This window comes from Leptolyngbya subtilissima AS-A7 (assembly GCF_039962255.1).
Classification (GTDB): domain Bacteria; phylum Cyanobacteriota; class Cyanobacteriia; order Phormidesmidales; family Phormidesmidaceae; genus Nodosilinea.
This window is the reverse complement of record NZ_JAMPKY010000006.1, coordinates 370,568-392,191: the sequence shown is the minus strand read 5'-3', so window position 1 is coordinate 392,191 and position 21,624 is coordinate 370,568. Positions and strand designations below refer to the sequence as shown.

The 21,624-nt window shown below is 55.0% G+C and carries 24 protein-coding genes and 1 tRNA gene; 7 read left to right on the top strand and 18 right to left on the bottom strand.

The features are described 5' to 3' along the window. Window positions 1–166 precede the first annotated feature (166 nt). Together murJ and NC979_RS15515 are read left to right on the top strand one after the other, a co-directional pair. Window positions 167–1,774, top strand: a complete 1,608-nt coding sequence (gene murJ / locus NC979_RS15520; protein ID WP_190515588.1) for a murein biosynthesis integral membrane protein MurJ — start codon at window positions 167–169, stop codon at window positions 1,772–1,774. 121 nt (window positions 1,775–1,895) lie between these two features. Beyond that, window positions 1,896–4,205, top strand: a complete 2,310-nt coding sequence (locus tag NC979_RS15515; RefSeq protein WP_190515586.1) for an ATP-dependent helicase — start codon at window positions 1,896–1,898, stop codon at window positions 4,203–4,205. Between the two features lie 121 nt (window positions 4,206–4,326). Here NC979_RS15515 and NC979_RS15510 read toward each other — a convergent pair whose 3' ends face one another. Continuing rightward, window positions 4,327–4,608 carry a hypothetical protein gene (locus NC979_RS15510; RefSeq protein ID WP_073610147.1) on the bottom strand — a complete coding sequence of 94 codons (282 nt, stop codon included), beginning with the start codon at window positions 4,606–4,608 and terminating at the stop codon, window positions 4,327–4,329. Window positions 4,609–5,328: 720 nt separating this feature from the next. On the opposite strand from NC979_RS15510, the gene NC979_RS15505 reads away from it, so the two are divergent. Continuing rightward, window positions 5,329–5,463, top strand: coding sequence for a hypothetical protein (locus tag NC979_RS15505; protein WP_255524785.1), 135 nt, complete (start codon window positions 5,329–5,331; stop codon window positions 5,461–5,463). 104 nt (window positions 5,464–5,567) lie between these two features. Here NC979_RS15505 and NC979_RS15500 read toward each other — a convergent pair whose 3' ends face one another. From NC979_RS15500 to NC979_RS15490, 3 genes are read right to left on the bottom strand one after another with little or no spacing between them, the layout of a single operon-like run. Continuing rightward, window positions 5,568–6,779, bottom strand: coding sequence for a murein hydrolase activator EnvC family protein (locus tag NC979_RS15500; protein ID WP_190515584.1), 1,212 nt, complete (start codon window positions 6,777–6,779; stop codon window positions 5,568–5,570). A 35-nt stretch (window positions 6,780–6,814) separates the two neighbouring features. Then, window positions 6,815–7,435, bottom strand: coding sequence for a LysE/ArgO family amino acid transporter (locus tag NC979_RS15495; protein ID WP_190515582.1), 621 nt, complete (start codon window positions 7,433–7,435; stop codon window positions 6,815–6,817). Between the two features lie 9 nt (window positions 7,436–7,444). After that, on the bottom strand, window positions 7,445–7,915 hold the full coding sequence (locus NC979_RS15490; RefSeq protein ID WP_190515580.1) for an Lrp/AsnC family transcriptional regulator: 471 nt from the start codon (window positions 7,913–7,915) through the stop codon (window positions 7,445–7,447). Between the two features lie 173 nt (window positions 7,916–8,088). On the opposite strand from NC979_RS15490, the gene NC979_RS15485 reads away from it, so the two are divergent. Further along, window positions 8,089–8,574: a DUF4079 domain-containing protein gene (locus tag NC979_RS15485; protein WP_190515578.1), complete on the top strand. Its 486-nt coding sequence runs from the start codon at window positions 8,089–8,091 to the stop codon at window positions 8,572–8,574. A gap of 134 nt (window positions 8,575–8,708) precedes the next feature. Here NC979_RS15485 and NC979_RS15480 read toward each other — a convergent pair whose 3' ends face one another. Then, window positions 8,709–8,951 (bottom strand): hypothetical protein, encoded by a 243-nt coding sequence (locus tag NC979_RS15480; protein WP_190515576.1) that lies wholly within the window; start codon window positions 8,949–8,951, stop codon window positions 8,709–8,711. Between the two features lie 104 nt (window positions 8,952–9,055). Between NC979_RS15480 and NC979_RS15475 the strand changes: the two genes are divergently transcribed. Beyond that, window positions 9,056–9,289, top strand: coding sequence for a helix-turn-helix domain-containing protein (locus tag NC979_RS15475; protein ID WP_190515573.1), 234 nt, complete (start codon window positions 9,056–9,058; stop codon window positions 9,287–9,289). A gap of 501 nt (window positions 9,290–9,790) precedes the next feature. Here the strand turns inward: NC979_RS15475 and NC979_RS15470 are convergent. The 8 genes from NC979_RS15470 to NC979_RS15435 all read right to left on the bottom strand — a co-directional run bounded on the left by NC979_RS15470 (window position 9,791) and on the right by NC979_RS15435 (window position 15,824). Further along, entirely contained in the window at window positions 9,791–10,234 is a 444-nt protein-coding gene (locus tag NC979_RS15470; RefSeq protein ID WP_190515571.1) for a hypothetical protein, read from the bottom strand. Then, on the bottom strand, window positions 10,231–10,446 hold the full coding sequence (locus NC979_RS15465) for a hypothetical protein (protein WP_190515567.1): 216 nt from the start codon (window positions 10,444–10,446) through the stop codon (window positions 10,231–10,233). Before NC979_RS15465 ends, NC979_RS15470 begins: the two co-directional genes overlap by 4 nt. Window positions 10,447–10,551: 105 nt before the next feature. After that, window positions 10,552–11,988 carry a ferredoxin:protochlorophyllide reductase (ATP-dependent) subunit N gene (locus NC979_RS15460; RefSeq protein WP_190515565.1) on the bottom strand — a complete coding sequence of 479 codons (1,437 nt, stop codon included), beginning with the start codon at window positions 11,986–11,988 and terminating at the stop codon, window positions 10,552–10,554. Window positions 11,989–12,015: 27 nt separating this feature from the next. Further along, window positions 12,016–12,447 (bottom strand): DUF5331 domain-containing protein, encoded by a 432-nt coding sequence (locus NC979_RS15455; protein WP_190515563.1) that lies wholly within the window; start codon window positions 12,445–12,447, stop codon window positions 12,016–12,018. A gap of 85 nt (window positions 12,448–12,532) precedes the next feature. After that, the gene (locus NC979_RS15450) at window positions 12,533–12,880 is read right to left on the bottom strand and encodes a DUF5331 domain-containing protein (RefSeq protein WP_190515561.1); all 348 of its coding nucleotides are present in this window, start codon (window positions 12,878–12,880) and stop codon (window positions 12,533–12,535) included. Between the two features lie 215 nt (window positions 12,881–13,095). Continuing rightward, the gene (gene bchL / locus NC979_RS15445; protein WP_190515558.1) at window positions 13,096–13,977 is read right to left on the bottom strand and encodes a ferredoxin:protochlorophyllide reductase (ATP-dependent) iron-sulfur ATP-binding protein; all 882 of its coding nucleotides are present in this window, start codon (window positions 13,975–13,977) and stop codon (window positions 13,096–13,098) included. A 689-nt stretch (window positions 13,978–14,666) separates the two neighbouring features. Beyond that, window positions 14,667–14,846: a hypothetical protein gene (locus NC979_RS15440; protein WP_347403891.1), complete on the bottom strand. Its 180-nt coding sequence runs from the start codon at window positions 14,844–14,846 to the stop codon at window positions 14,667–14,669. A gap of 375 nt (window positions 14,847–15,221) precedes the next feature. Continuing rightward, window positions 15,222–15,824, bottom strand: coding sequence for an alpha/beta hydrolase (locus NC979_RS15435; protein ID WP_190515556.1), 603 nt, complete (start codon window positions 15,822–15,824; stop codon window positions 15,222–15,224). A gap of 70 nt (window positions 15,825–15,894) precedes the next feature. Here NC979_RS15435 and NC979_RS15430 point away from each other — a divergent pair, with 70 nt between their 5' ends. Beyond that, on the top strand, window positions 15,895–16,719 hold the full coding sequence (locus tag NC979_RS15430; protein ID WP_190515554.1) for a nucleotidyltransferase family protein: 825 nt from the start codon (window positions 15,895–15,897) through the stop codon (window positions 16,717–16,719). A gap of 51 nt (window positions 16,720–16,770) precedes the next feature. Here the strand turns inward: NC979_RS15430 and NC979_RS15425 are convergent, their stop codons facing one another. The 3 genes from NC979_RS15425 to NC979_RS15415 form a co-directional block, all read right to left on the bottom strand. After that, window positions 16,771–17,139, bottom strand: a complete 369-nt coding sequence (locus NC979_RS15425) for a DUF760 domain-containing protein (RefSeq protein WP_190515551.1) — start codon at window positions 17,137–17,139, stop codon at window positions 16,771–16,773. Window positions 17,140–17,408: 269 nt separating this feature from the next. Further along, entirely contained in the window at window positions 17,409–17,969 is a 561-nt protein-coding gene (scpB, locus tag NC979_RS15420) for an SMC-Scp complex subunit ScpB (RefSeq protein WP_190515549.1), read from the bottom strand. A 418-nt stretch (window positions 17,970–18,387) separates the two neighbouring features. After that, the gene (locus tag NC979_RS15415) at window positions 18,388–19,239 is read right to left on the bottom strand and encodes an ABC transporter ATP-binding protein (protein ID WP_190515547.1); all 852 of its coding nucleotides are present in this window, start codon (window positions 19,237–19,239) and stop codon (window positions 18,388–18,390) included. A 132-nt stretch (window positions 19,240–19,371) separates the two neighbouring features. Between NC979_RS15415 and NC979_RS15410 the strand changes: the two genes are divergently transcribed. After that, on the top strand, window positions 19,372–19,698 hold the full coding sequence (locus NC979_RS15410; protein WP_190515545.1) for a hypothetical protein: 327 nt from the start codon (window positions 19,372–19,374) through the stop codon (window positions 19,696–19,698). A 325-nt stretch (window positions 19,699–20,023) separates the two neighbouring features. Here the strand turns inward: NC979_RS15410 and NC979_RS15405 are convergent. Further along, window positions 20,024–20,096, bottom strand: a tRNA-Thr gene (locus NC979_RS15405). A 71-nt stretch (window positions 20,097–20,167) separates the two neighbouring features. Next, window positions 20,168–21,607: a cation:proton antiporter gene (locus NC979_RS15400; RefSeq protein WP_242023868.1), complete on the bottom strand. Its 1,440-nt coding sequence runs from the start codon at window positions 21,605–21,607 to the stop codon at window positions 20,168–20,170. Between the last annotated feature and the right edge of the window lie 17 nt (window positions 21,608–21,624).

Here is a 21,624-nt window from a genome sequence, read left to right as displayed (position 1 = left end):
CGCTACATCTCTATTCTGGCTCACTTCTAAGCCAGACCTGGAAACCGTAATCAAGTGCAATAGCTCCTGTGTATTGACCCGATGCAAGTTCAATAATGCAGTTAAATGGGGGATGGTTCTGGATGCCAACGGTGGCTCCGCTGCTGTTCACCCCCTGTGAGGCCCTGTGTCAGACGCCAAACCCTCTCGATCGCTAGCCAATATTGCTGGCATTGTGGCCGTGGCCACCATCCTCAGCAAGTTTGTGGGGCTGTTTCGTCAGCAGGCGATCGGGGCGGCCTTTGCGGTGGGGCCGGTGGCCGATGCCTACAGCTTTGCCTACATCATCCCCGGCTTTTTGCTGATTTTGCTGGGGGGCATTAACGGACCGTTTCATAGTGCGATCGTCAGCGTAGTGGCGCGGCAGCAAGACCGCAAAGACACTGCCGCCCTAATCGAAGCCGTCAATACGCTGGTCGGGCTGATTTTGATTGGCCTATCGCTGCTGCTGATTCTTCTGGCGGGTCCAATTATCAACACCATTGCCCCTGGCCTGGCCCAAAACGACCCTGTGGCTAGGGATATGGCGGTGTTGCAGCTTCGCATCATGGCACCCATGGCTCTGTTGGCGGGGTTGATCGGCACTGGCTTTGGGGCGCTCAACGCCGATAACCAGTTTTGGCTGCCGTCGATTAGCCCAATTTTCTCTAGTGGCGCGGTGCTAGTAGGGCTGGGGCTGCTCTATGGGGCGATCGGCAGCGACATGACCAGCCCAGAGTTTTTTATGGTAGGTAGCGCGGTGCTGGCGGGCAGCACGCTGGGCGGGGCCGTGTTGCAATGGCTCGTGCAGCTCCCTGCCCTATGGAAGTCTGGTTTGGGGCGGCCTCGGCTGCGCTTTGACTGGTCGATGCCTGAGGTGCAAGAGGTGATGCAGGTGCTGCTGCCCGCTACGCTGTCGTCGGGAATGCTGCAAATCAACCTGTTTACCAACCTGTTTTTTGCCTCGTTTATTCCCGGTACGGCGGCGGCGCTGAGCTACGCAAACCTGCTCGTACAAACGCCGCTAGGCATTATCTCCAACGTGATTTTGGTGCCGTTTTTGCCCATGTTTGCCCGTCTGGCTGACCCCGCAGACTGGCCCGAACTCAAGCTCCGCATTCGTCAAAGCCTGCTGTTTACGGCGTTGACCATGCTGCCCCTGGGGGCGATGTTTGTGGTGCTGGCCATGCCCATGGTGCGGGTGATTTATGAACGGGGTGCCTTTGACCAAGAGGCCTCGAACCTGGTGACTTCGCTCCTGATGGTCTACGGCATTGGCATGTTTGTGTACCTGGCTCGCGACGTGCTGGTGCGGGTGTTTTATGCCTTGGGCGATGGGCAGACGCCCTTTCGCATCAGCCTGATCAACATTGGCCTAAACGTGGTGATGGCCTTTTGGTTCATTCGCTGGCTGGGGGCACCGGGGCTAGTGCTAGCCACCGTGGGGGTGAACGTGTTTTCGACCCTGGCGCTGACAGTGATTTTGCATCGGCGACTGCGGGGGCTGCCGCTGGGAGAATGGAGTGGCGCGATCGCCCTACTCACCTTGCTCAGCTTTGTGGCTGGCACCGCCGCCTGGGGTACCCTCCAGTGGCTGGAAGCTTGGCTTGGCACCCAAGGCCTTGGCGTGTTGCTGCTGCAACTGCTGATTCCTGGTGGGGTGGGGCTGCTGCTCTTCATAATTGGCGCATTCCTGTTGCCGATACCTGAGACGAAGCAGCTCGCCGCGCGGATTCGAGAGCGGGTGAGGCGGTAAGAGAGTGAAGGGGTAGATGGGTAGGAGGGTGGATAGGTAGGAGAGTGGGTAGAACTGTTACCGCCTCCATCTTCCTGTCTCCCACTCGCTATCCTAAAAGGGCAACCCCCAGAGAAGCCCTATGACAACGGCAGTACCCGTCGATCGCGAGGCCGCGCTACAAGAGATTCGCGCCGGGTTGCGGCGGGGTCAACAGGCTTTGGCCGACTGGGCCGGGGGGCGGTTGGCGGTGTCGGCAGTGCCGGGCTCGGGCAAGTCTACGGGCATGGCGGCGGCGGCGGCGATCGCGATCGCCCGCCACCAGCTTCATCTCAACCGTCAGCTGGTGTTGGTTACCTTCACGCGATCGGCAGCGGCGAACCTTAAAGCCAAGGTGCGCGGGCACCTAAAGACTCTCGGGCTTCCCCAGACCAGCTTTACGGTCTCGACGCTGCACGGGCTAGCCCTCAGCATCGCTACCCGCAACCCTGAACTCTCCAACCTGAACCTGGATACGCTGACGCTGGTTTCGCCCTCCCAAAACAACCGCATTCTGCGGGCCTGCGTAGAGCAGTGGATTGTAGCCAACCCCAACTCCTACTACCGCCTGATCGAAGGGCGACAGTTTGATGGTGAAGAAACCGAGCAGCTCAGGCGGCAGTCGGTATTGCGAACCGAGGTACTGCCCAGCCTGGCCCATACAGTGATTCGCGAAGCTAAAAGCTCGGGGTTACTGCCTGCTGCCTTGATAGATTTGGCTCAAAACGTCAACCACTTTCTACCAGGAGATGTTGAAGACTACGACGTGCTCACCATTGCGGCCGGCCTGTACGATCGCTATCAAGCCCTGCTCTCGCAACGGGGCTGGATTGACTACGACGCCATGATCCTAGGTGCCCTCCGTACCCTAGATGACCCCGACAGCCGCCGCTTTTGGCAGGGGCGCACCTTCGCCGTGTTCGAAGATGAAGCGCAGGATTCGTCACCATTGCAGACTCGGTTATTGACCCTTCTGGCGGCTAATCCGGACGACCCCAATGGGGAGCCTAACCTGGTGCGGGTGGGCGATCCTAACCAAGCGATCAACTCGACGTTTACGCCGGCAGACCCGGTGTTCTTCAACCAGTTCTGCGACGACTGCCGCCGCCAGGGTCGCCTGGTGACGATGGATCAGGCCGGACGCAGCAGCGGCATCATTATGGCCGCTGCCAACCGCATGCTGGCCTGGGTTAACCAGGCGCAGGTGGCTGGGCCAGAGACTCCCTTTCGTAATCAGGCGATCGCCCCCGTAGACCCCGACGACCCGCAACTTGGGGCCAACCCAGAGCCGCTGGGGGCTGGGGTAGAAATTTTCTCGCCGTCAACCACGCTAGAGTCCGTCAAGCTGATTGCCCAGCGGGTCAGCGAGCTCTACGCTGCAAATCCTGAGACTAGTTTTGCCATTCTCGTGCGGGAGGGTCGACAGGGGCAATTTGTTGGCAACCTGCTGCGCGATCCTGACCTGGTAGGGGGCGTAGCTCTGGCCGCCATGGGCCTGAAGTTCTACGACGTGGGTGAGCAAGACCGCCAAACTCAGGTGCCCGAAGAAATGCTCACCCTGCTGCAATTCATTGAGCGGCCCCACTCAGCTGATCGCCTCAAAGGAGCGCTGCGGGTGCTGGTCGATCGCCAGCGGGTGCCCACCCAAGATCTCAACGCCCTAGCCCAGGCTCCTGAGCAGTTTCTTTACCCCGGCCCACTGGATGCGCCGCCCGACACTGAGGCAGCACGAATAGCGCGGCGGTACTGTGCCGGGCTGCTGCGATCGCGCCTCGAACTGCCTCCCTACAGCCTGTTCTCCTTCATCGGGCTCACCCTGGGCTACAACCAGAGCGAGCTGGCCACCGCCGACAAACTCGCCGCTCGCGTCAGCCAGCAAATTCGCAATGACGACACGCTGGCGGCTGCGATCGCCGTTTTGCAGGATATTGTGGGCTCCGAGCGCTTCACCGCCGTCGACACCGAAGATACCGACTCGCTCTATGCCCGCCCCGGCCAGCTCACCCTGATCACCATGCACAAGGCCAAGGGGCTTGATTGGGATGTTGTGTTTCTGCCCTTTCTCCACGACAAAACCATCCCTGGTACCCTGTGGGTGCCACCCCAGGGCGAATTTTTGGGCGACTTTACCCTAGCAGAGGTGGCCCGGGCGCAGATTCGCGCCCACGCCCACGCCGGTTTTGCCCCAGGGCAAGGCGAAATTCCTGACATCATCTCGGCTTGGGAGCAGGCCAAGCACCTCAAAGCGGCCGAAGAATACCGGCTACTCTACGTTGCTATGACCCGCGCCAAGCGCCTGCTGTGGATGTCTGCGGCCCAGCAGGCCCCGTTTACCTGGAGCAAGCCAGAGAATGTGCAGGCGGCGAACCCCTGCCCAGTGCTGCCAGTGCTGCGGGAGTGGATGGGGAGATGAGAGGTGGCGGTGAGCAGAGACTTTGTCTGAAGGTTGAAAAGTGGCACGGGAGTCGCCAAGTATCACCAGCAGCGAGTCACAGCTCACCGCCAAAGTTTTAAATTCCTCAGTTCAAAAGTTTCTAGTCGATACGCTCAATCTGCCAAAGAATTTGGTTACCTTCGCGCCGCACTCGCGACACTGACCAGTTGCGCCAGGCCCAAAACTCGCCTCGACTCGTCACGGCGCTGGCGTTCACATCCATCAAATCGGCCAGTTCTGAGCTGGTGATTAGATAGCCCTGTTTGGCGATTTCGTCGGCAATTTGCAGGGTTTCTAGAACGTTGCGGAGGTTATCAACCCTAACCTCGCGGGGTAAAGAATCAAAGTTTTCACTAATCGGAGAAGTTCCAGAGTCTGCCATAATGCATGATGCCGTCCAAAGCTGAAAATCAAGCTAAATTCTACCCTCTGACTCTAGGGTTAAGAGTAACTTAGTCCATAAATCATCTGTGTTTTGCATTAAGAAAACTTATGGCTCGTGCTTGGCCACCCGTGGTTCAAGCGAGATTTACAGCTGTCTGCTCTAAAATTTACCAGCTCAGACCCCATTATTCAACGCTGCCATTGGGGCCATGAACAGTCTGATTTGTAATTTTAGTAATAGATTAAGCGGGGTATAAGCTTAGCTTTAAAGTGTTTTCAACCCAAATCAGAGAAATTTGAGTAAGACAGGGTTAATCCTAAAAAGAAATCAAATTAGGGTCTGTCTACTCAAACAGCAGCTCTCCGAATCAGACGAGCACCGGAGAAAACAGCGGCACAAACTCAAATATGGCAAAGCTGCCCTCACCGCCCCAGGTTACGGTCCTAACCCCCTTCACCGTTTTGGGAATGAGCTAGCCGATCGCGATCGCTCTTACCGCAGCCTTAGGGTTTCAGACACCGCACCAAAGGTTGGGCGCAACGCCTGTGCCGACCACTGCTATCTAGCCATTGATTCCAGGAGTTTGCAGTAACCCTGGACACATGCATTAAATTGTCTATAGGGAGAATATTTTGGGATGCCATTCCCAGGCTGAACTGCCAGGGCCTGTGCCTTGGTCGTTTAGGCTTTCCCTGTTCGTTTCTCTGAGGTATCTTCGTGGCTAGTAAAGATCAAATTAAGCAGCACCTTGCCCTAACCAGCAAAATCAACTTCGCCGGCGTCACTCCCGCTAAGAGCGAAGACCCCCGTAAGGCTCGCATTATGGCTCATTTGAAAAAGAGCCTGGGCTAAAAACTGTAGGGAGTAGGGGGTTAAGGGGTGGATAGGTGCGGGTGATTGAACCTACTAACAAACTCCCTAACCCCCTACTCCCTACCTTCCTACTCCATTACTTCCTACAAATACCCCGCCGGATTCACCGGATTGCCGTTCTGCCGCACTTCAAAGTGCAGGTGTGGTCCAGTAGAGAGGCCGGTGGAGCCGACAGCGGCGATCGCCTGACCCTGCTGCACCGACTGTCCCTCGCTAACAAACAGACGGCTGGAGTGGGCATAGAGGGTGCTGAGCCCGCCACCGTGGTCGATGATCACCGCTTGGCCGTAGCCCCCATACCAGCCTGAGAAAATTACCCGGCCCGAGTCGGCGGCGTGAATGGTGCTGCCATAGCTGGCCGAAAAATCTATCCCACCGTGGAAGCGGCTGTAGCCCAAAATGGGGTGCACCCGGTTGCCAAACCCGCTCGAAATATTGGCGTTAGCGGGGAAGACAAATCGCCCGGTGCCGCGAATTACCCCTGTGCTGGCGGCAATTTTTTGACGAATTAGGCCAGCAACCTGCTCTGAGTCGCGGGCAAGCTGGGCCTCAGCGGCTTCTAGGGCCCCGCGACGATCCCTCAAACGAGAGATTAGCTGCTTTTCTTCGCTGGCTTCAGCTTCGTACTGCTGCTTTTGGGAGAGCAACTGCTGGCGTAGCAGGGCGACCTGGTTACGCTTTTCTTCGACAGCGGCCTTCTGTTTTTGAATGGCTTCGGCCTGGGCCTTGAGGTCGGCCAGCACCTGGCGATCGGAGGCGTAAACCCGCTTGAGCTGGTACTGGCGGTCTAGAAACTCATTAAAATTCTGGCTTTGCAGTAGCACTGCCCAGCCCTCGCTGCCCTGCTGCCGCTGGAGATACTGAAGCCGGGCCACAGTGCCAGTGCGCACGTTTTCGTAATCGGCTTCGGCTTTTGCGAGCTTGGCTTCAAAATCTTTCAGCTCTTTCGCGGCCTGGTTGAGGCGAAACTCGGTTTCGTTGATTTGGTTGGCGGTGTAGACAATGCTATTCTCTAGGCCCTTGAGGGTAGATTCTGAAGTGGCCTGGCGATTTTGCAGTTCGGTTTGCTGCTGCTGGAGTTCGTTGCGCTGCTGCTCAAGGGTTTTTTGCTTATTTTGCAGATCTTGAATTGACTGAGCCATCAGCTCAGGCGGCGCTGCCTGGGCGTTGGGAAACGCTGTTAGCGCCAGCCAGCTGACCAATACCAGGGCTAACCCTAGGCTCAGCCATCGTCCCCAGGCTACGGCAACAGGCCGCCGGGTCGGTGCAGAAGAAAACGGATGAGTTCGCAGCATGGTCACAGGCAGTACCTGGAGTAGGAATCTGGAGTTTAGCCCTTAAAGGTGAGCGCAATAGCGACTACCCCAAAGCCAAAAATAGCGGCACCGGCCAGCCGATTTAACCACTTAAGTCGGGAGGGTGTCAGCTTTTGGCTAAAAAGCGTTACACCCCAGCTCAGGCACAGCCACCACAGAGCAGACCCCAAAAACACCCCAAAAATCAAGGTTAGTGAGGCTCCCCACGATTGACTATTGCCCACCAGACCCAGCCCAGCAAAAATCGCAATGAAAGAAAGAATAGTGGCCGGGTTCGTCAACGTCAACACTAAGGTAGAAGCGTAGGCCCCCCAAAGCCCTCGATTAGAGACCTTTGCCGCCTCGGTAGCAGGGTCGGTTCGCAGCGTGGTGAAGCCTAAATAACAGAGAAACACGCCCCCGATGAGCTGCATGGCCTGGGTGTGCTTAACCAACAGATCGGCGATCGCAGTCAGGCCAAACCCGGCAATGCTGCCGTAGATGCCGTCGGCGGTGGCGGCTCCCAACCCTGTGACCAACCCCATGAGCTGGCCTTGGGTAAGTGATCGCCGAATGCAGAGCAACCCAATGGGGCCAACGGGAACTGCGATCGCCAGCCCCAACCCCATGCCCCTCAGCAGTGTCCAGCTTTCCATGACCCCTCCCTAGGAATCTCGCAAATGATCCAGCGATGGCACCTGAGTCTCTTTGACTGTGGAGAGCACAATCAGAGTGCGGGTTTTGACGACGCCTGCGATCGCTTTCAGCCCGTGGGTAATCAATGCCTCTAGGGCGCGAGTGTGGCAGCAGCGCACTTTCAATAGGTAGTCATCGTCACCGGTGACGTGGTGGCATTCCAAAATTTCAGCCGTAGCCTGCACTGCGGCTAAAAAGCCCTTGCGGTGGTGTGGTTGGTCGAGCGTCACGGCAATGAATGCAGTCAAATTTAGCCCCAGGGCTTCGGCATCGAGCTGGGCACTGTAGCCCGTGATAATGCCGCGCTCTTCAAGGCGTTTGACGCGATCGGCCGCCGCTGGAGCCGACAGCCCCAGCTGACTCGCCAGCTCAGCCCAGGTCATGCGCCCTCGCTGGCAGAGAAAGGATAGGGTTTTGATATCAAGGTCATCCAGGTCCATTGCCTTATTTTAGTAGGCAAAGATTGAGTTTTAAGCCAAAATAAAATTCTACGGATTAAGCTTGCCACGATTCCATGACATAACTTTTGGTTTCGGGATACCCATGCCCTATGCCTTTCGGTAGAGAAAATATGGCACCTTAGGGATGGCGCTTACTTTGTTGGGAGATAGTGATGGTTTCTAGCATTCGCGGGTTCTTGCAGCCCATTGCCGACTTTTTTGCTGGGTTTGGCACCCCCGAGCCGATTGTGCACTGGGGCCACCCGGCGATGATGGGCATTGTGATTTTTGTGATGGGCAGCTTTACCGCTTACATGGGCTGGAAGGGCCGCATCGGCGACGATGACGTAGAGAAAAAAGCCGAAAACCGCCACACCCACAAGCGCCTGGCCCTGTGGATGTTTACCTTTATTAGCTTGGGTTATACCGGTGGGGTGCTGTCGCTGGTGATGCAAGAAAAAGATATCTTCCAAAGCCCCCACTTTTGGACGGGCAGTCTGGTGATCGCACTACTAGCCCTCAACGGGGCCATCTCGATCACCAAGTTTGGCGGCGGCAAAGATTCTCTGCGCACCGCCCACGCCTACCTGGGCAGTTTTGCTCTGGCGGTGATGTTTGTCCACGCCTTTTTGGGCCTACGCCTGGGCCTGTCGATCTAGCCAGAATTTGTATCTGATCAAATCTACTCAAAAGCCCCGAAGGCAAGGTTCCTTCGGGGCTTTTTGCTCTTTTACCACTGAGCCATGGCAAGGCGTGAATAGAGTTGCCGGTCTGCGTTGCACATGGGATTTGATTAATACCGCAGCCACTTTGTGAGCACGCGCATGGGTCTGCCGGTGTTGGGGTCAATCTGAAGCTTACTCCAAGCGCGAGCTTCGGCAAAGCCAAGGCTATGGAGAATTTTGACCACCGTATCAATGCCGGTGGCAGAGCCGATGACGGTGATGTGGACGGGTTCGCGGCTGGTCGGGGTAGGGACCGTGCTACCAGGAGGGGCGCTATAGATCTCGCTGTTGGGAATGAATTCTTCTGACATGGAGATACCAGTGCAATGTAGTCACAACTGTGACACTAACATAGGTGCGATGTATCCACAATTGTGACATTTACCTTCGTGTGCGGCTCTGCCAGGATTAGATCATGGGAAGGGCAAGCGACGCACTGAAGCAGGTTTTAGACACCTACAGCATTAGCCAGAATAAACTGGCGGTGACGATGGATATTAGTCGCGCCAATGTTGGGCGTTGGTACCACGGACTTGACCCCAGCGCTGAAAATATTGCTCAGATTACCCAAGCTCTCAAGATGCTAAATCCAGTAGCTGCTAAAGCATTTGTGCAGCTTTACCTCGGCAACATTGTTGAGAATGACTAAGTAAGCGAGTCAGAGGCGATGGAATTTGAGTTTGATGAGAATAAGAGTCACTCAAAAAGCTCAAACAAGGTGTGGATTTTGTTGAAGTCCAAACTCTTTGCAGAATGATAATTGCATCGCCAGCTCTTACCTTAGACGAGCCTCGGTTAGTTATCTTAGGGAAAATTGGGTCTCAAACTGTGGGCGGCGGTCGTAACCTATAGAGAGGGCAAGACTCGCATCACAGCAAATTGGTTGTTTACCTAAAATTTCCGCCCAAGGTAATTTGAATTCGTCGAGGTAATTGTTCAACCAAGACGTTGAGAAAATTCTGACGCGATCGCGCAGCTTTCCACCAGCGAAAGCACCGAAATCTTAGCGCTATTTTGAGCTTGCCAAATGTTTTAGTGCTCAACTTGTCTTTGTCTCCAGAGCAGGCGCGGCCAGCCTTTCCTCGGTGAATAAGTCTTCGTCTATTGTTACGAGTAGTTTCCTGCAACAGGTTTAGACAAAAAAGAATATTTAGGCTCGATGTTTCTTTTTAGATGGCTGTCTACGGCCGAAATGAGCTGTCATCGTTCTCTCCATGGCTTCGGTGCTGACCGTATCAGAATCTATTTTCGGCGCATCAGCCGTGATGTTGGCTTTACGGTCTTTATGCTCATTAACTCCGCCCAAAAGCACAGGCTTAACATTTTCTAGTTGATCAGCAAAGCTCTTGGAAGTCTCTTTCGCTATATTGTCGTCTCTTTTATATGATGCCAGGCGTTCCTGGAATCTTTTGATCTGTGTGCTAAGTGCCTTATTTTCTTTCCTTAGAGACTCTATCTCTTGCTCTAGATCTAGAATCCTTTGTTCGGATTGACTAAAGCTTTTTTGTATATTCTTTCTCTGTTGAGAAAGCTGTGCAGCCTTTTCTTCTGCCTTCAGCCGTTTCTCATGTTCCTCATGCCGTTGGTTACTCATTTTAGCCAAGCTATTTCAGCACTCTTTAACTTTTCTTCTAGCCATTGCTGCTTTGCCGAACCTTTGGGTAACTTTGGACTCTTGTGTTCATTTACAGCAGAGTTCCAAAAATTATCTTTGCGCTCATTCTCATCTTCCATACAAGAGACGTAGCCCATAGAGAATCCCCGTAATTCGCGGAAGCTAGTATCAACAATCACACTAGCATTCATCGCAAGATACGGTGACTGAGGTTAGGCAATCACTACCCTAGATAGTCTCTACAGACTTTGCTCTAGACGCCAGGGTTCTCGAAGAACCCTGGCGTGCAAATATGGCTACACGTTCGCTTCTTCCTTAACTAGCTTCTCCCAGCCGAGGTCTTTGAGGTTGTTGTTGCGGCGGAGGGGCCGCGTCACTAGCTCTAGAATGTCGCGGGTGTTGCCAAAGCCGTGGATTTGGGCGAAGGTAAACTCCACCGACCACTTGGTGTTGATGCCGCGCGCCTCCAGCGGGTTGGCGTGGGCCATGCCGGTGATCACTAGGTCAGGATGCAGCTCTTGAATGCGCTGAATCTGGTTGTAGTTGTCGGGCTTTTCGGTGATTTTGGGCAACGGTGTGCCCATTTCGTTACAGGTTTTCTCTAGCAGGGCCAGCTCCGCCGCCTGGTAGCGCTTATCCATGTAAGGGATGCCGATTTCCTGCACCGTCATGCCGCAACGGGTGAGAAAGCGAGCCAGGGAGATTTCGAGCAGGTTGTCGCCCATGAAGTAGACTGACTTGCCGCGAATGATTTCCAGGTAGTCTTCTACCGATTCCCAGATTTTTGCTTCGCGCTCCTCCATGCCCTGGGGCTCGATGTTGAAGACGGAGCAGATCTTCTCAATCCAGGCGCGGGTGCCGTCGGGGCCGATGGGGAATGGTGCGCCGATCAGTTTGCACTTGCGGCGGCGCATCAGCGTAGTAGCGGTGCGCGAGAGGAAAGGGTTGATGCCAGCAACGTAATAGCCTTCGTCAACCACGGGCAGGTCGGTGTAGAGCTTGGCGGGCAGCCAGCCATCAACTTTAATGCCCTGCTTTTTGAGTTCCAGGGTCATCTGGGTGACGATGGGGTCAGGCACCGAGCCAAACAGCACTAGAGGCGGGTGGTCGTGGTATTCGCTTTCTTCAGCTACCACTACTTCGTCTTCTTTCTTGCGGCCTAGGCCCAGCAGCTTTTGGATGCCGCCGCCCTTCGCCTCTTCCTTAGCTACTGCGGGCTGCTTGGCGGCAGCTTCTTCAACAGTGGGGCAGCGCTGAGCCATGGCGGCCAGCACGGTATCTTCGCCCTGGGTAAAAGCGTAGTCGAGGCCGTTGGCGCGAGCGACGACGATGGGAATGCCGATTTCGGCTTCGAGGCGGGGGGCCAGCCCTTCGAGATCCATCTTGATGATCTCGGTGGTGCAGGTGCCAATCCAGACGATCACTGAGGGGTTGCGATCGCGCTTAATGCTCTCACACAGCCGCTTCAGTTCTTCGTAATCGTTGAGCTGGGCCGAGATATCAGCCTCCTCTAGCTCAGCCATAGCGTAGCGGGGTTCGGCGAAAATCATCACCCCCATGGCATTCTGCAAAAAGTAGCCGCAGGTCTTGGTGCCAATAACTAAGAAAAAGCTGTCTTCAATCTTTTGGTACAGCCACGCCACACAGCTGATCGGGCAAAAAGTGTGGTAGTTGCCGGTGTCGCAGTCAAATTCTAGAGCGGAGGGTTGGGGTTGAGCTTGGGCCAGGGTCATCGTCGGGGTATCTCCCTAGTGAAGGACTTATGGCCTGGGTCGATCATCCTCCCTGCCGCCTGCACCTGAGCAGGCTTCGTCGTCGTAGGCGGGGGAGAGCGGTGGCGGAGCGTCGATGGTCAATAGCTCGGCTGAAGCTAGAGAAACCTCGGCCTGAGCGCTACTGGGCAACATCTTGTGTGCCTTTTCTAGCGCTGCTAGCTCCTTCATCGGGCTGATATCTAAACCCAGGGCAGAAATAATGCGATCGGGGTTGCTGCTTAAATCCACCACCAGGGGTAGCAGGTTGGTCAGGTCAGGCTCTAGGGTGGCCAATGCTCCCAAGATAAAGCCCGACGAGGGTCGCCGCTGCCCGTTACTTGTTACCCATATACCCAATTTGTCGATCCACTCGCGGTTGTCGCGGTAGTAGGTTAACCACTTGATTTTGAGCGATCGCCGCAGTTGTTTGCTGTTCACAGATGCCTCGGGCGGGGTTCGCCAACCTCGTGTCCAGAGATTGATTAAACCAGAAAACCGCTACCGTACGAGTCTATGAATGGGCTTACATATCTGGGCTATCGGGCAACAGCGGTTGCTCATCGTTGGCCTCGATGGTTTGGGTGTGATCAGGGTTATCTAACACCATCTCGGGGTCAAAGTTGAGCCCCAGCACTTCTACCAGCGCGTCCTCGTCAGAGTTGAGCTTGTAGAAGGGCACCATCAAGTTCGACAGCTTGGGTTCTAGAGCATTCACCACCCCCAGCACCAAAAAGGAGGATGGTCGGCGACCGCCATCGGGGGTCCGCACTGAGGTCTGCTGCATTTGCAGCGTCAACCAGGCTCGGTTAGATTGCACGTAATCTAACCACTTTTGGCGAATGACTTGGGTAAAGTTCTCGAAAAAGGCCATAATCCTGACTCTTTGCTAAATCGCTTATAGATAGCCGCCAGACGGCTGCGTACCGATGATAATGCAGCGACTCAGGATTAGAACTTGATCAAGGGGGATTTTTGCAGCATAGGTGTGGCCCTCACCCTAGCCCTCTCCCTTAAGAAGAGGGAAAATGAATCAGCTTGGCTCCCCTCGCCCTCTGGGAGAGGGGTTGGGGGGTGAGGGCAGAGCATCTAAACCATCATCAGATCCATCTCCTCCTTCTCTTGCTGAGGTGCACCCTCAGGCGGATTCAGATAGAAGTCAGACAGCAGGCTAAACAGCTCGCGATCGGCAGCATCCTTAGGCACTACGCCTTCGGGACGGGCCAAGATCTGGTCGGCAATGTTCAGGTAGTACTGACAGACCGGATCTAGCGCGGGGTCGGTTTCGGCCATTTCAAACACCGTCTTGCCCTTCACCCGCGAGATGCGAATGTCTTCGATCAGGGGCAAAATCTCCAGCACCGGCATGGGCACGTGCTCGATGTACTTATCGATCAGGTCGCGCTTTGAGGTGCGGTTGCCGATCAGCCCTGCTAGGCGCAGGGGGTGAGTGCGGGCTTTTTCGCGCACTGAGGCGGCAATGCGGTTGGCGGCAAACAGCGCGTCAAAACCGTTGTCAGTCACGATCAGGCAGTAGTCAGAATAGTTGAGCGGGGCCGCAAAGCCGCCGCAGACCACGTCACCCAGCACATCGAAGAGAATCACGTCGTACTCGTCGAAGGCGTTGAGTTCCTTCAACAGCTTCACGGTTTCGCCTACCACGTAGCCGCCACAGCCTGCACCAGCGGGAGGACCGCCTGCCTCAACGCAGTGCACGCCGCCGTAGCCCTTATAGATCACATCGTCGGCCCACACGTTTTCGTAGTGGAAGTCCTTTTCTTGCAGGGTATCAATGATGGTGGGAATCAGAAACCCGGTCAGGGTAAAGGTGCTGTCGTGCTTGGGGTCGCAGCCAATCTGCAAGACTTTGCGGCCCCGCTTGGCCAGGGCCACCGAGATGTTGCAGCTGGTGGTGGACTTACCAATGCCCCCTTTCCCATACACAGAAAGCTTTAATGTCTGGTGATCCATAGGGGAAAATACTCGTCTAGGGCGGATAGGGCCAAACCCAAGTCCAGGGGCCATCTTTTTGGATAGACGTTCTACCCACTGGACTTAGATTGGCTGTTCAACAAATAGGGTCTACGCAGTTGCCTACGCGGCCCAAGGTGTTTCGGCTGTTTGGATTATGACGATACCGCCCAGGCCTTGGGAAGGGGGACTGAGAATAGATAGCCCCGCAAAGTTGAGACGAAACCTGCTGAGTATAAGGAAAAACCGCTCTTCCGCTAAAAAGGGCTGTTGCAGGCTTCCAAGGCGTTAGCCTAAATTTTAGGTTCTAACTTTATTTAATTAAGAACAATAGCAAATAGGTGAATCTTAAATCTTCTAGGGCAGTAAGCATTCTGAAACGCCTGTCTGTAAGCGGCTCTGATCGGTAAGAGACGGCTAAATTTGGAGGCTTGCCCCTTTGGGAGCGGGCTTTGAGGGGTGAGGAGTGCGATCGCCCTCCAAATAGAGGCTAGGCTTTGACCCCCGTGCTTCCCAAATCGCCGCTGACACCAAGCCCCAAGCGATCTTTCTATACATTCGTAAACTTTCTAATCCATGCAACGGAATGTAACGGTTGCTGCCCAGGCATAGGGGCATCGGCCACTTGAAAGTGACGATAGCAAGACGGTGTTTCCGTAGGTTGGGTCTAATTGTTCTTAGCGATTAGATCACTGGGTTCGCCAGAAAAAAATTGGTACCCAGCATTTCGGCCAAGCTGTAGGAGCACTGGGAAGGGAAAGTGCGGCTAGGCAGGTGGATTTCACCAGAGGCGAGTTCAATCCCCTTGGATAGGCTTTACCAAGAACTTCAGTTAAATAAGGTTTGAGGCTGGGGTTATCGTCGAGCAAGTCAGCAGTATCTAGCCGCTGAATGCGCAGGCCAGTTAACCACGGCTACGCCCCTGGAGCTAGTAGTGCCATCTCAATAGATGCCCAATCAGTATGCTGAGATGGTTGCGAAGTCCCTAGCGCTGCTTGGATTTAATTGCCTCAATTAAATGGGGTAGGTCAAGCTGGCTCCAGACCTGATGGCGAAGCAGCTCTGCTTGGGCTTGAGTCTAGGCGTAGAAGCTTTTGGCGTAGAGATTGCCGGCAGCTCTAGCCTAACCTGTAGGAGTTGAGTCAATTTTGGACATAGAGAAGGGCCTAGGGCAGTCAGCATTTCCACCCTCCTAGGCCGCTGTCTCAAACAGGAGAAGATCGCTAGTGATAGCCCTAATACCGCTACTTGCCCAGCAGTATGGATGCTAAGCTACCTGCTCTTTCGAGATTAATTTGAGATGCGATCGCCATCACTCGCCGACCGTCAACCTGTAGCGTCGTCGCCTCAATGGTGCGAAGTACGTCGATCAGGGTGAGCTGGCCGGTATCAGCCGTATCTAAAACGGCGCTGCGCAGTAGCTCCCACCCAGGGGTGTCGTTGTCAGAAAAAGTGACGGTCGTGGCCAGTAGCCGCCAGAAAAGCTGCCCGGCAAAGGTATCCGACATTTCTCGCAGGGTATCTACCTCTACCAGCACGTTCTGGGTCAGCGCCTGGCGAGCTTGGTCTTCCTCAATGCGGAGCACATTGAGCAGCAGCTGTAGGTCGCGGCTAGGAATCCCTGTAGTGGCGAAGGATTCTAAATCGCTGACCGAAATGGGCGGCGCGTCTAGTGACCCGTAGGTAATTTGAATATCTTCTGCCGCACTGGCTTGAGGTGCGGTTATGGCCAGCCCGGTCATAGAGGTCGCCACTAGAGCCAGCGCAGTGGCACTTTGCCCAAAGCGCTGCCCTAGCGCTAGGGACAGTGAAGACAGTTGATTAACGGCCTGCCAGAATTGTTGCATAGTGCTCAGCCCACACCTACTACCAGGATAATTAAGGACGATTGACTTGCCTTCAAGGTTCCCTCTGCCGATGTCTACGTCGCTACCAACCATTGGTCTAATCCCCGCCGCAGGGCAGGGCACGCGCATTTCACCCCTGCCGATGAGCAAAGAATTGTTTCCAATCGGTTTTCGCATGCTAACGAATCAGGCAGGGCCTCGCCCCAAGGTGGTGTGCCACTATTTGCTGGAAAAAATGCGGCGGGCCGGGGTGGAGCAGGCGTTTTTCATTCTGCGACCCGGTAAGTGGGATATCCCCAACTTTTTGGGCGACGGAGCCGATTTGGGGATGCACCTGAGCTATCTGACCGTGCATGTGCCTTTTGGGGTGCCCTTTAGTCTCAACCAGGCCTACCCTTTTCTGCGCGGAGCGACGGTGGTGCTCGGCTTTCCAGATATTCTATTTGAGCCGGAGAATGCCTACCAAGTTTTGCTGGAGCGGCTGCACAGCGGCACAGCGGATGTGGTGCTGGGCCTGTTTCCCACCGATCAGCCGGGGAAGGTGGGGGTGGTCGATTTTGACGAGAGCGGAGTAGTGCGGGGCATTTACGAGAAGTCTAGCCTGACTCATCTGCCCTATATGTGGGCGATCGCCGCCTGGCGGCCCAGCTTCTCAGACTTTTTGCACGGGTTTGTGCGCGATCGCCAGCAGGCTTTGATCGGCAGCCAAATTCCTCAGCACCTCACAATTTTGCCACCCTACGCTGAAGTTCCCATTGGGGATGTTATGCAGGTGGCATTGGCATCAGGGTTGCGGATAGAGGCCCAGCCTTTTGCCCAGGGCGGCTATCTAGATATTGGCACCCCAGAAAACCTGGCTAAAGCTATTCAGCAGTATCCGTTTCCGGTGGGTTAGCCAGGGCAAAAAAAAGATACGTTAGCGGAGCTATCCGAAGAAATCGCCGGCCTAATCGTCAAAGTCGAGATCGTCAGAGCCGAAGTCAGCCCCAAAGAGGGAACCTGATACGGTGTGCTCTAGCTCCATGCGCTGCTCCATCTGGCGGAGAAAGTAGCCCGTCATCATGGCGGAGGCGAGCAGCCCGGCTAGATTTTCGCGATCGGTGGTGACTTGGACGTTAAACCCGTCTCCTGGCAGCACACCGACCAACCCCTGCACATTGTGGGCAATAATCTGCTTGATTTCACCGCTGACTGCCTGGGCCACCCGAGTCAGCACCTCTGGGGACTGGTGCTGAAGATATTTAAGCAACTCATTGGGGTGGTCGCTATTGGCCGACATGCTAATGAATTCAGCGTCTTCAGGGTTAAATACCATAGAATCTCAAAGACCTTTGGTCACAACGTAGGCGACGGCGAGTACCAAAATCGGGGCGATCGGATCCAATGCAACAAAGGCAACCCCTGGCCTGCCTATACCTACTAATATTTCCGATGATAGCGTAACGAATCGTGTAATATTGCGTCGCTCTAGTAGCGTGGGCTTAGGCTGTTTGACTCAAACCCAGGCTATAAGGTGCTTTGACGCGCAGATGCCGCGAATTTTTATCTTTACAATAGTTTGATGGCACAAGCAGGGCAGCAGGGCTACGAGGCTTCATCGATCTCGGGCTCAAACTCGGGTTCATCGCCATCGTCAGAGCCTGCATCTGGCAAGGCGGCGGTTGATCCTTTAGGCCGCAGCTGGGGCAGGGCGTCAATTTCAAAATGTTGGTAAAACTTGTCGGTAACCTGCACTAAAGACGATCGCCCTTCGGCTTGACGACGCTTGCGCACAAAGCCCTGGGCCACGAGTTCTGGCACGTGCTGGTAGACGCCAGAACCGCGAAGATCGACGAGGTCGGTTTGGCTGATGGGGCCTTTGAGGGCGATCGCCGCCAGTGTTCGCAGTGCCCCCACGCCTAGATCGATGGGAATTAGCAAATCCACTAAAAACCGATAGCGCTCTTTGAGCTGAAGGCAGTAGCCATCGACGGTTTCAATGATTTCTAAGGCCCCGTCGCGGTGGGCATAGTCGTTCATCAGCTCGATCAGCCCTTCTTCGACGTCTTCGCGATCGCAGCGGGCTAGCTCGGCTAGCTTGGCAATGTCGAGGGGCTGTCCTTTGAGGTACAAAATCGCTTCAATGGTGGTGGCTAGACCAGGCATAGATTGTTAGTACCCTGAAACCATCCTCAAGCCTAGCGCCGATTTTGGGAAACGGTTGATTTTGGGAATTTAGAGAGGGGGGTTAATGTGGGTTTGGGATTCAGAGAACTGTTAAAGAACAGATAATTTCGTAGGGGTAAACGGCGTTTGCCTTGCAAAATGGAGCTGACAGCGCCAGGTTTAGTGCGGCGCACAATTTGGGGCAAAGCCAGGTCTGCCGCTGGGGCCAATTCGTTGGCCCCAGACCCCCGTCGAGAAGGACGTTCCGTCGTCCTTCACCTCACGGAAAGGACTAGCTGATCATCGGTTTAAACCTATGTTCTGCAAATTGACTGATGAAAAACTTTAGGTTGTCTAGGCAATCTAGCAGGCTGTAGTTCGTAGGGTGCATTCGCGCCAGCAATGCACCGTTCTAGACTTAATCCAAATTGCGACCCGTTAACTCTACAAAGATGTCTTCGAGGTTGGAGGGGCGGGTCATCATGCCCGTTTTGTCGGGCTGCTGGTCGAGGTGGGCGTTGGCGGCATCTAGGGTGGGGAAGAACTGGTAGTCCCAGCGATCGCCTCGCTGGGTCATGACAATGCCTTCGCCGTGGCGGTGGCGAAACTCGTCTAAGGTACCCAGCTCGATCAGTTTGCCTTGGTCGAGAATGCCGATGCGATCGCACAGGTACTCGACTTCTTCCATATAGTGGGTGGTGAGCAGCATGGTCATGCCCTGCTGGTTGAGGCCGCGAATAATTTCCCACAAGCGACGGCGGGTTTGAGGGTCGAGGCCCACGGTGGGCTCGTCGAGAAAGAGAATCTTGGGGTTGTGGAGTAGGGCGCGGGCAATTTGCAGCCGTCGCTTCATGCCGCCGCTAAGGGTTTTAACTTTGTCGTCGCGGCGATCGCCCAGTTCTACATACTCCAACCAGGTGTCGATGGCGGCGCGGCGCTGGGCAGCAGGGATGTGGTGCATGCGTCCGTGCAGCTCCATGTTTTCCCACACGGTGAGGTCGCCATCGACGCTGGTTTGTTGCAGCACTACGCCAATTTGGCGGCGCACATCGAGCTGCTGGCGGTTGACGTCATAACCTGCGACAACCACATGGCCGTCGCTGGGGCGGGTGAGGGTGGTGGCCATGCGAATGGTGGTTGACTTGCCCGCGCCGTTAGGGCCAAGTAGACCAAAAACTTCTCCGGCTTCGATATTTAAAGAGAGGTCGTTAACGACGGATACGCCGTTGTAGACTTTGTGGACGTTTTGCAGACAAACCGCAGCGGACATGGCAAGGCACAAGCTCCAGAAGTTAAGTCATTGCGATCGGGGCTGAATCTGACCTATGAGTCTTTAACCCAGAACCGTCTGTAACTTATTGTTAATAGCCTTACCGTATCACCCATCTACCTCTGGTTAGCTGTGCGCGCTCGAATCGACCAAGACATTCTCTACATTCATCAGAAGGATGTGCCAGCCTATAAAAAGTCAGGCTCAGTGGTGCGCAACAGCTATTTTTGGGCGCTGCGATCGATCGCAGACCGCGCCGGGTTCAACCACGATTGGGAATTTGCCGATGTCGTGTGGCCAGCGCTGGGGCGCATGCTGTTGACCTTCACAGAGTCAGGGTATTTGGGCTATCGAGAGACGGTATTGGAATTTACGGATGATGCGACGATTCCTGACGTCCTACGCCCCGTCGGCACTTGGATAGCGGATGATGAGTACGACGACGAAGAGCATCTATAGGATGTCGCCTCCCGGAGGCTAGTGCAATCTCTCAAAGAGAGCCTCTAATACGAAATCTGCCTTGAGCAACCCCGGTTCACAATAAAGATCTCGTAGGGGCACTGCACTGCCCCTACAAACCGGGTGCAACTAAATAGGATTCGGTATGACTCTATTTTTCTAGCCTTCGCCTTGGGTAGTTTTTAACCCTGCTGAGCTGTGTAGAACGCCGCTTTAGACTTAGCACCACGTGCCGGTCTGCTAAAACTGGCGCTGGGACCGGCCATTAGAGTTGCTACCGCAACATCTTCCTGAGAGGAAAAGCTCCCAGAGGTTTCTAAGAATAAGCTGGTGACAAGATTCGAACTTGCGACCGGCTGATTACAAATCAGCTGCTCTACCAACTGAGCTACACCAGCAAAAGCATACCCAGTATAGCAACGTTACCGGGTAGCTTATAAACGAAAAGCTTCCTCTTGCTCAGCCTCACCTAATCAGCGGTTTCCAATTCGGGGGCGGGGGAAGCGGGGGAGACTGGGCCTTCGTCGTCTTTGAAGACGACCCGCAGCAGGGGCGGTGCCAAGAACGTGGTGAAAATAACCATGACAATAATGGCAGCCTCAAGTGACTCGGTAAGCACGCCGCTAGCCGCCCCCACGCCAGCAAACACAAGCCCCACCTCCCCCCGAGGAATCATGCCGACCCCAATGGCTAAGCGGTTAATGCCAGGCTGCCCGAAGACGGCAACGCCAGTAATGACCTTACCAAGAATGGCGACCACCACTAGAAAAGAGGCAATCACTAACCCAGCCCGGTTTTCGGGGTTGAGAGGATTGAGCACACTGATATCGGTCCGGGCCCCGACAACAATAAAGAAAATCGGCACCAGCATGTCGGCAATGGGGCTGATCTGCTCCTCAATCTCTTTGTGCTTAGAGGTTTCAGCCAAGATCAAGCCAGCGGCAAAGGCACCCAAAATTGCCTCTAGCTGAATGGCCGCAGCAATGTAGGACAGCACAAAGGCAAAGATCAGGGCACTGATAATGACCTGCCCTCGGGTGCGCATCTGATTTACCACCATGACAAAGTAGGGGCTGAGCAGGCGGCCAATGAAAATAGACCCTACCAAAAACGCGGCGGCTCCAGCAATTAGGTAAGCCACGTTGAGAATTTCGATTTCGCCGGTTTTGGCGAGGCTAGCCACTACGGCTAGCACAATGATGCCCAGCACGTCGTCGAGTACGGCAGCTCCAATGATGATTTGGCCTTCCCTGGAGCTGAGTTGCTGCATTTCGGCCAACACCTTGGCGGTAATGCCAATGCTGGTAGCGGTGAGCGCCGCTCCGGCAAACACGGCTGGAATAGTATCGATCCCAAAGATCAAAATTAGCCCAGCGGTACCAGCGGCAAAGGGGGCCACTACCCCAACAACGGCTACCACCGCCGCCTGAGGGCCAACGCGAATAAGTTCTTTGAGGTCTGACTCCAAACCAATTTCAAACAGTAGAATGATCACCCCTAGTTCAGCTAGAACAGAGATCACCTCACTCTCCCCCTGAAAGACCCGCAGCAGTTCGCTTGGGGCTTGGCCTGTGGTCATACCGACTAGGTTCATGAGCAGCGACTGCACTTCACCGCCGCTTTCGGGAAACACAATCAGGTGCAGAGCCGAGACGCCGACGATGACGCCTCCGATGAGCTCTCCTAGGACCGCGGGTAGGTTAACTCGGGCACACAGCTCACCGCCAATCTTGGCCGCAAGGTAGACCACAACTAGACTTAGCAATACACTGGCGAGCACTAGGGGCTCTACCTCCGCCTCTGACAGCTCTGCCAGCCAGGGGTTGAACGCAGATTTTACCTGGAAAAAATCGGTGGGAATATTGCTAATCAGGCCGCTGCCGATGAGGCCACTCATCCAATTTGCCATGCAGACCGCTACAACTC

Coding starts and splice junctions, on each gene's coding strand:
- NC979_RS15515 (WP_190515586.1), top strand. CDS start 1,896: ATGACAACGGCAGTACCCGTCGATCGCGAGGCCGCGCTACAAGAGATT.
- NC979_RS15400 (WP_242023868.1), bottom strand. CDS start 21,607: ATGGCAAATTGGATGAGTGGCCTCATCGGCAGCGGCCTGATTAGCAAT.
- NC979_RS15490 (WP_190515580.1), bottom strand. CDS start 7,915: ATGGACCTGGATGACCTTGATATCAAAACCCTATCCTTTCTCTGCCAG.
- NC979_RS15495 (WP_190515582.1), bottom strand. CDS start 7,435: ATGGAAAGCTGGACACTGCTGAGGGGCATGGGGTTGGGGCTGGCGATC.
- NC979_RS15475 (WP_190515573.1), top strand. CDS start 9,056: ATGGGAAGGGCAAGCGACGCACTGAAGCAGGTTTTAGACACCTACAGC.
- NC979_RS15470 (WP_190515571.1), bottom strand. CDS start 10,234: ATGAGTAACCAACGGCATGAGGAACATGAGAAACGGCTGAAGGCAGAA.
- NC979_RS15425 (WP_190515551.1), bottom strand. CDS start 17,139: ATGGTATTTAACCCTGAAGACGCTGAATTCATTAGCATGTCGGCCAAT.
- NC979_RS15480 (WP_190515576.1), bottom strand. CDS start 8,951: ATGTCAGAAGAATTCATTCCCAACAGCGAGATCTATAGCGCCCCTCCT.
- bchL (WP_190515558.1), bottom strand. CDS start 13,977: ATGGATCACCAGACATTAAAGCTTTCTGTGTATGGGAAAGGGGGCATT.
- NC979_RS15460 (WP_190515565.1), bottom strand. CDS start 11,988: ATGACCCTGGCCCAAGCTCAACCCCAACCCTCCGCTCTAGAATTTGAC.
- NC979_RS15465 (WP_190515567.1), bottom strand. CDS start 10,446: ATGAATGCTAGTGTGATTGTTGATACTAGCTTCCGCGAATTACGGGGA.
- NC979_RS15510 (WP_073610147.1), bottom strand. CDS start 4,608: ATGGCAGACTCTGGAACTTCTCCGATTAGTGAAAACTTTGATTCTTTA.
- NC979_RS15485 (WP_190515578.1), top strand. CDS start 8,089: ATGGTTTCTAGCATTCGCGGGTTCTTGCAGCCCATTGCCGACTTTTTT.
- NC979_RS15430 (WP_190515554.1), top strand. CDS start 15,895: ATGTCTACGTCGCTACCAACCATTGGTCTAATCCCCGCCGCAGGGCAG.
- NC979_RS15450 (WP_190515561.1), bottom strand. CDS start 12,880: ATGGCCTTTTTCGAGAACTTTACCCAAGTCATTCGCCAAAAGTGGTTA.
- NC979_RS15415 (WP_190515547.1), bottom strand. CDS start 19,239: ATGTCCGCTGCGGTTTGTCTGCAAAACGTCCACAAAGTCTACAACGGC.
- NC979_RS15435 (WP_190515556.1), bottom strand. CDS start 15,824: ATGCAACAATTCTGGCAGGCCGTTAATCAACTGTCTTCACTGTCCCTA.
- scpB (WP_190515549.1), bottom strand. CDS start 17,969: ATGCCTGGTCTAGCCACCACCATTGAAGCGATTTTGTACCTCAAAGGA.
- NC979_RS15500 (WP_190515584.1), bottom strand. CDS start 6,779: ATGCTGCGAACTCATCCGTTTTCTTCTGCACCGACCCGGCGGCCTGTT.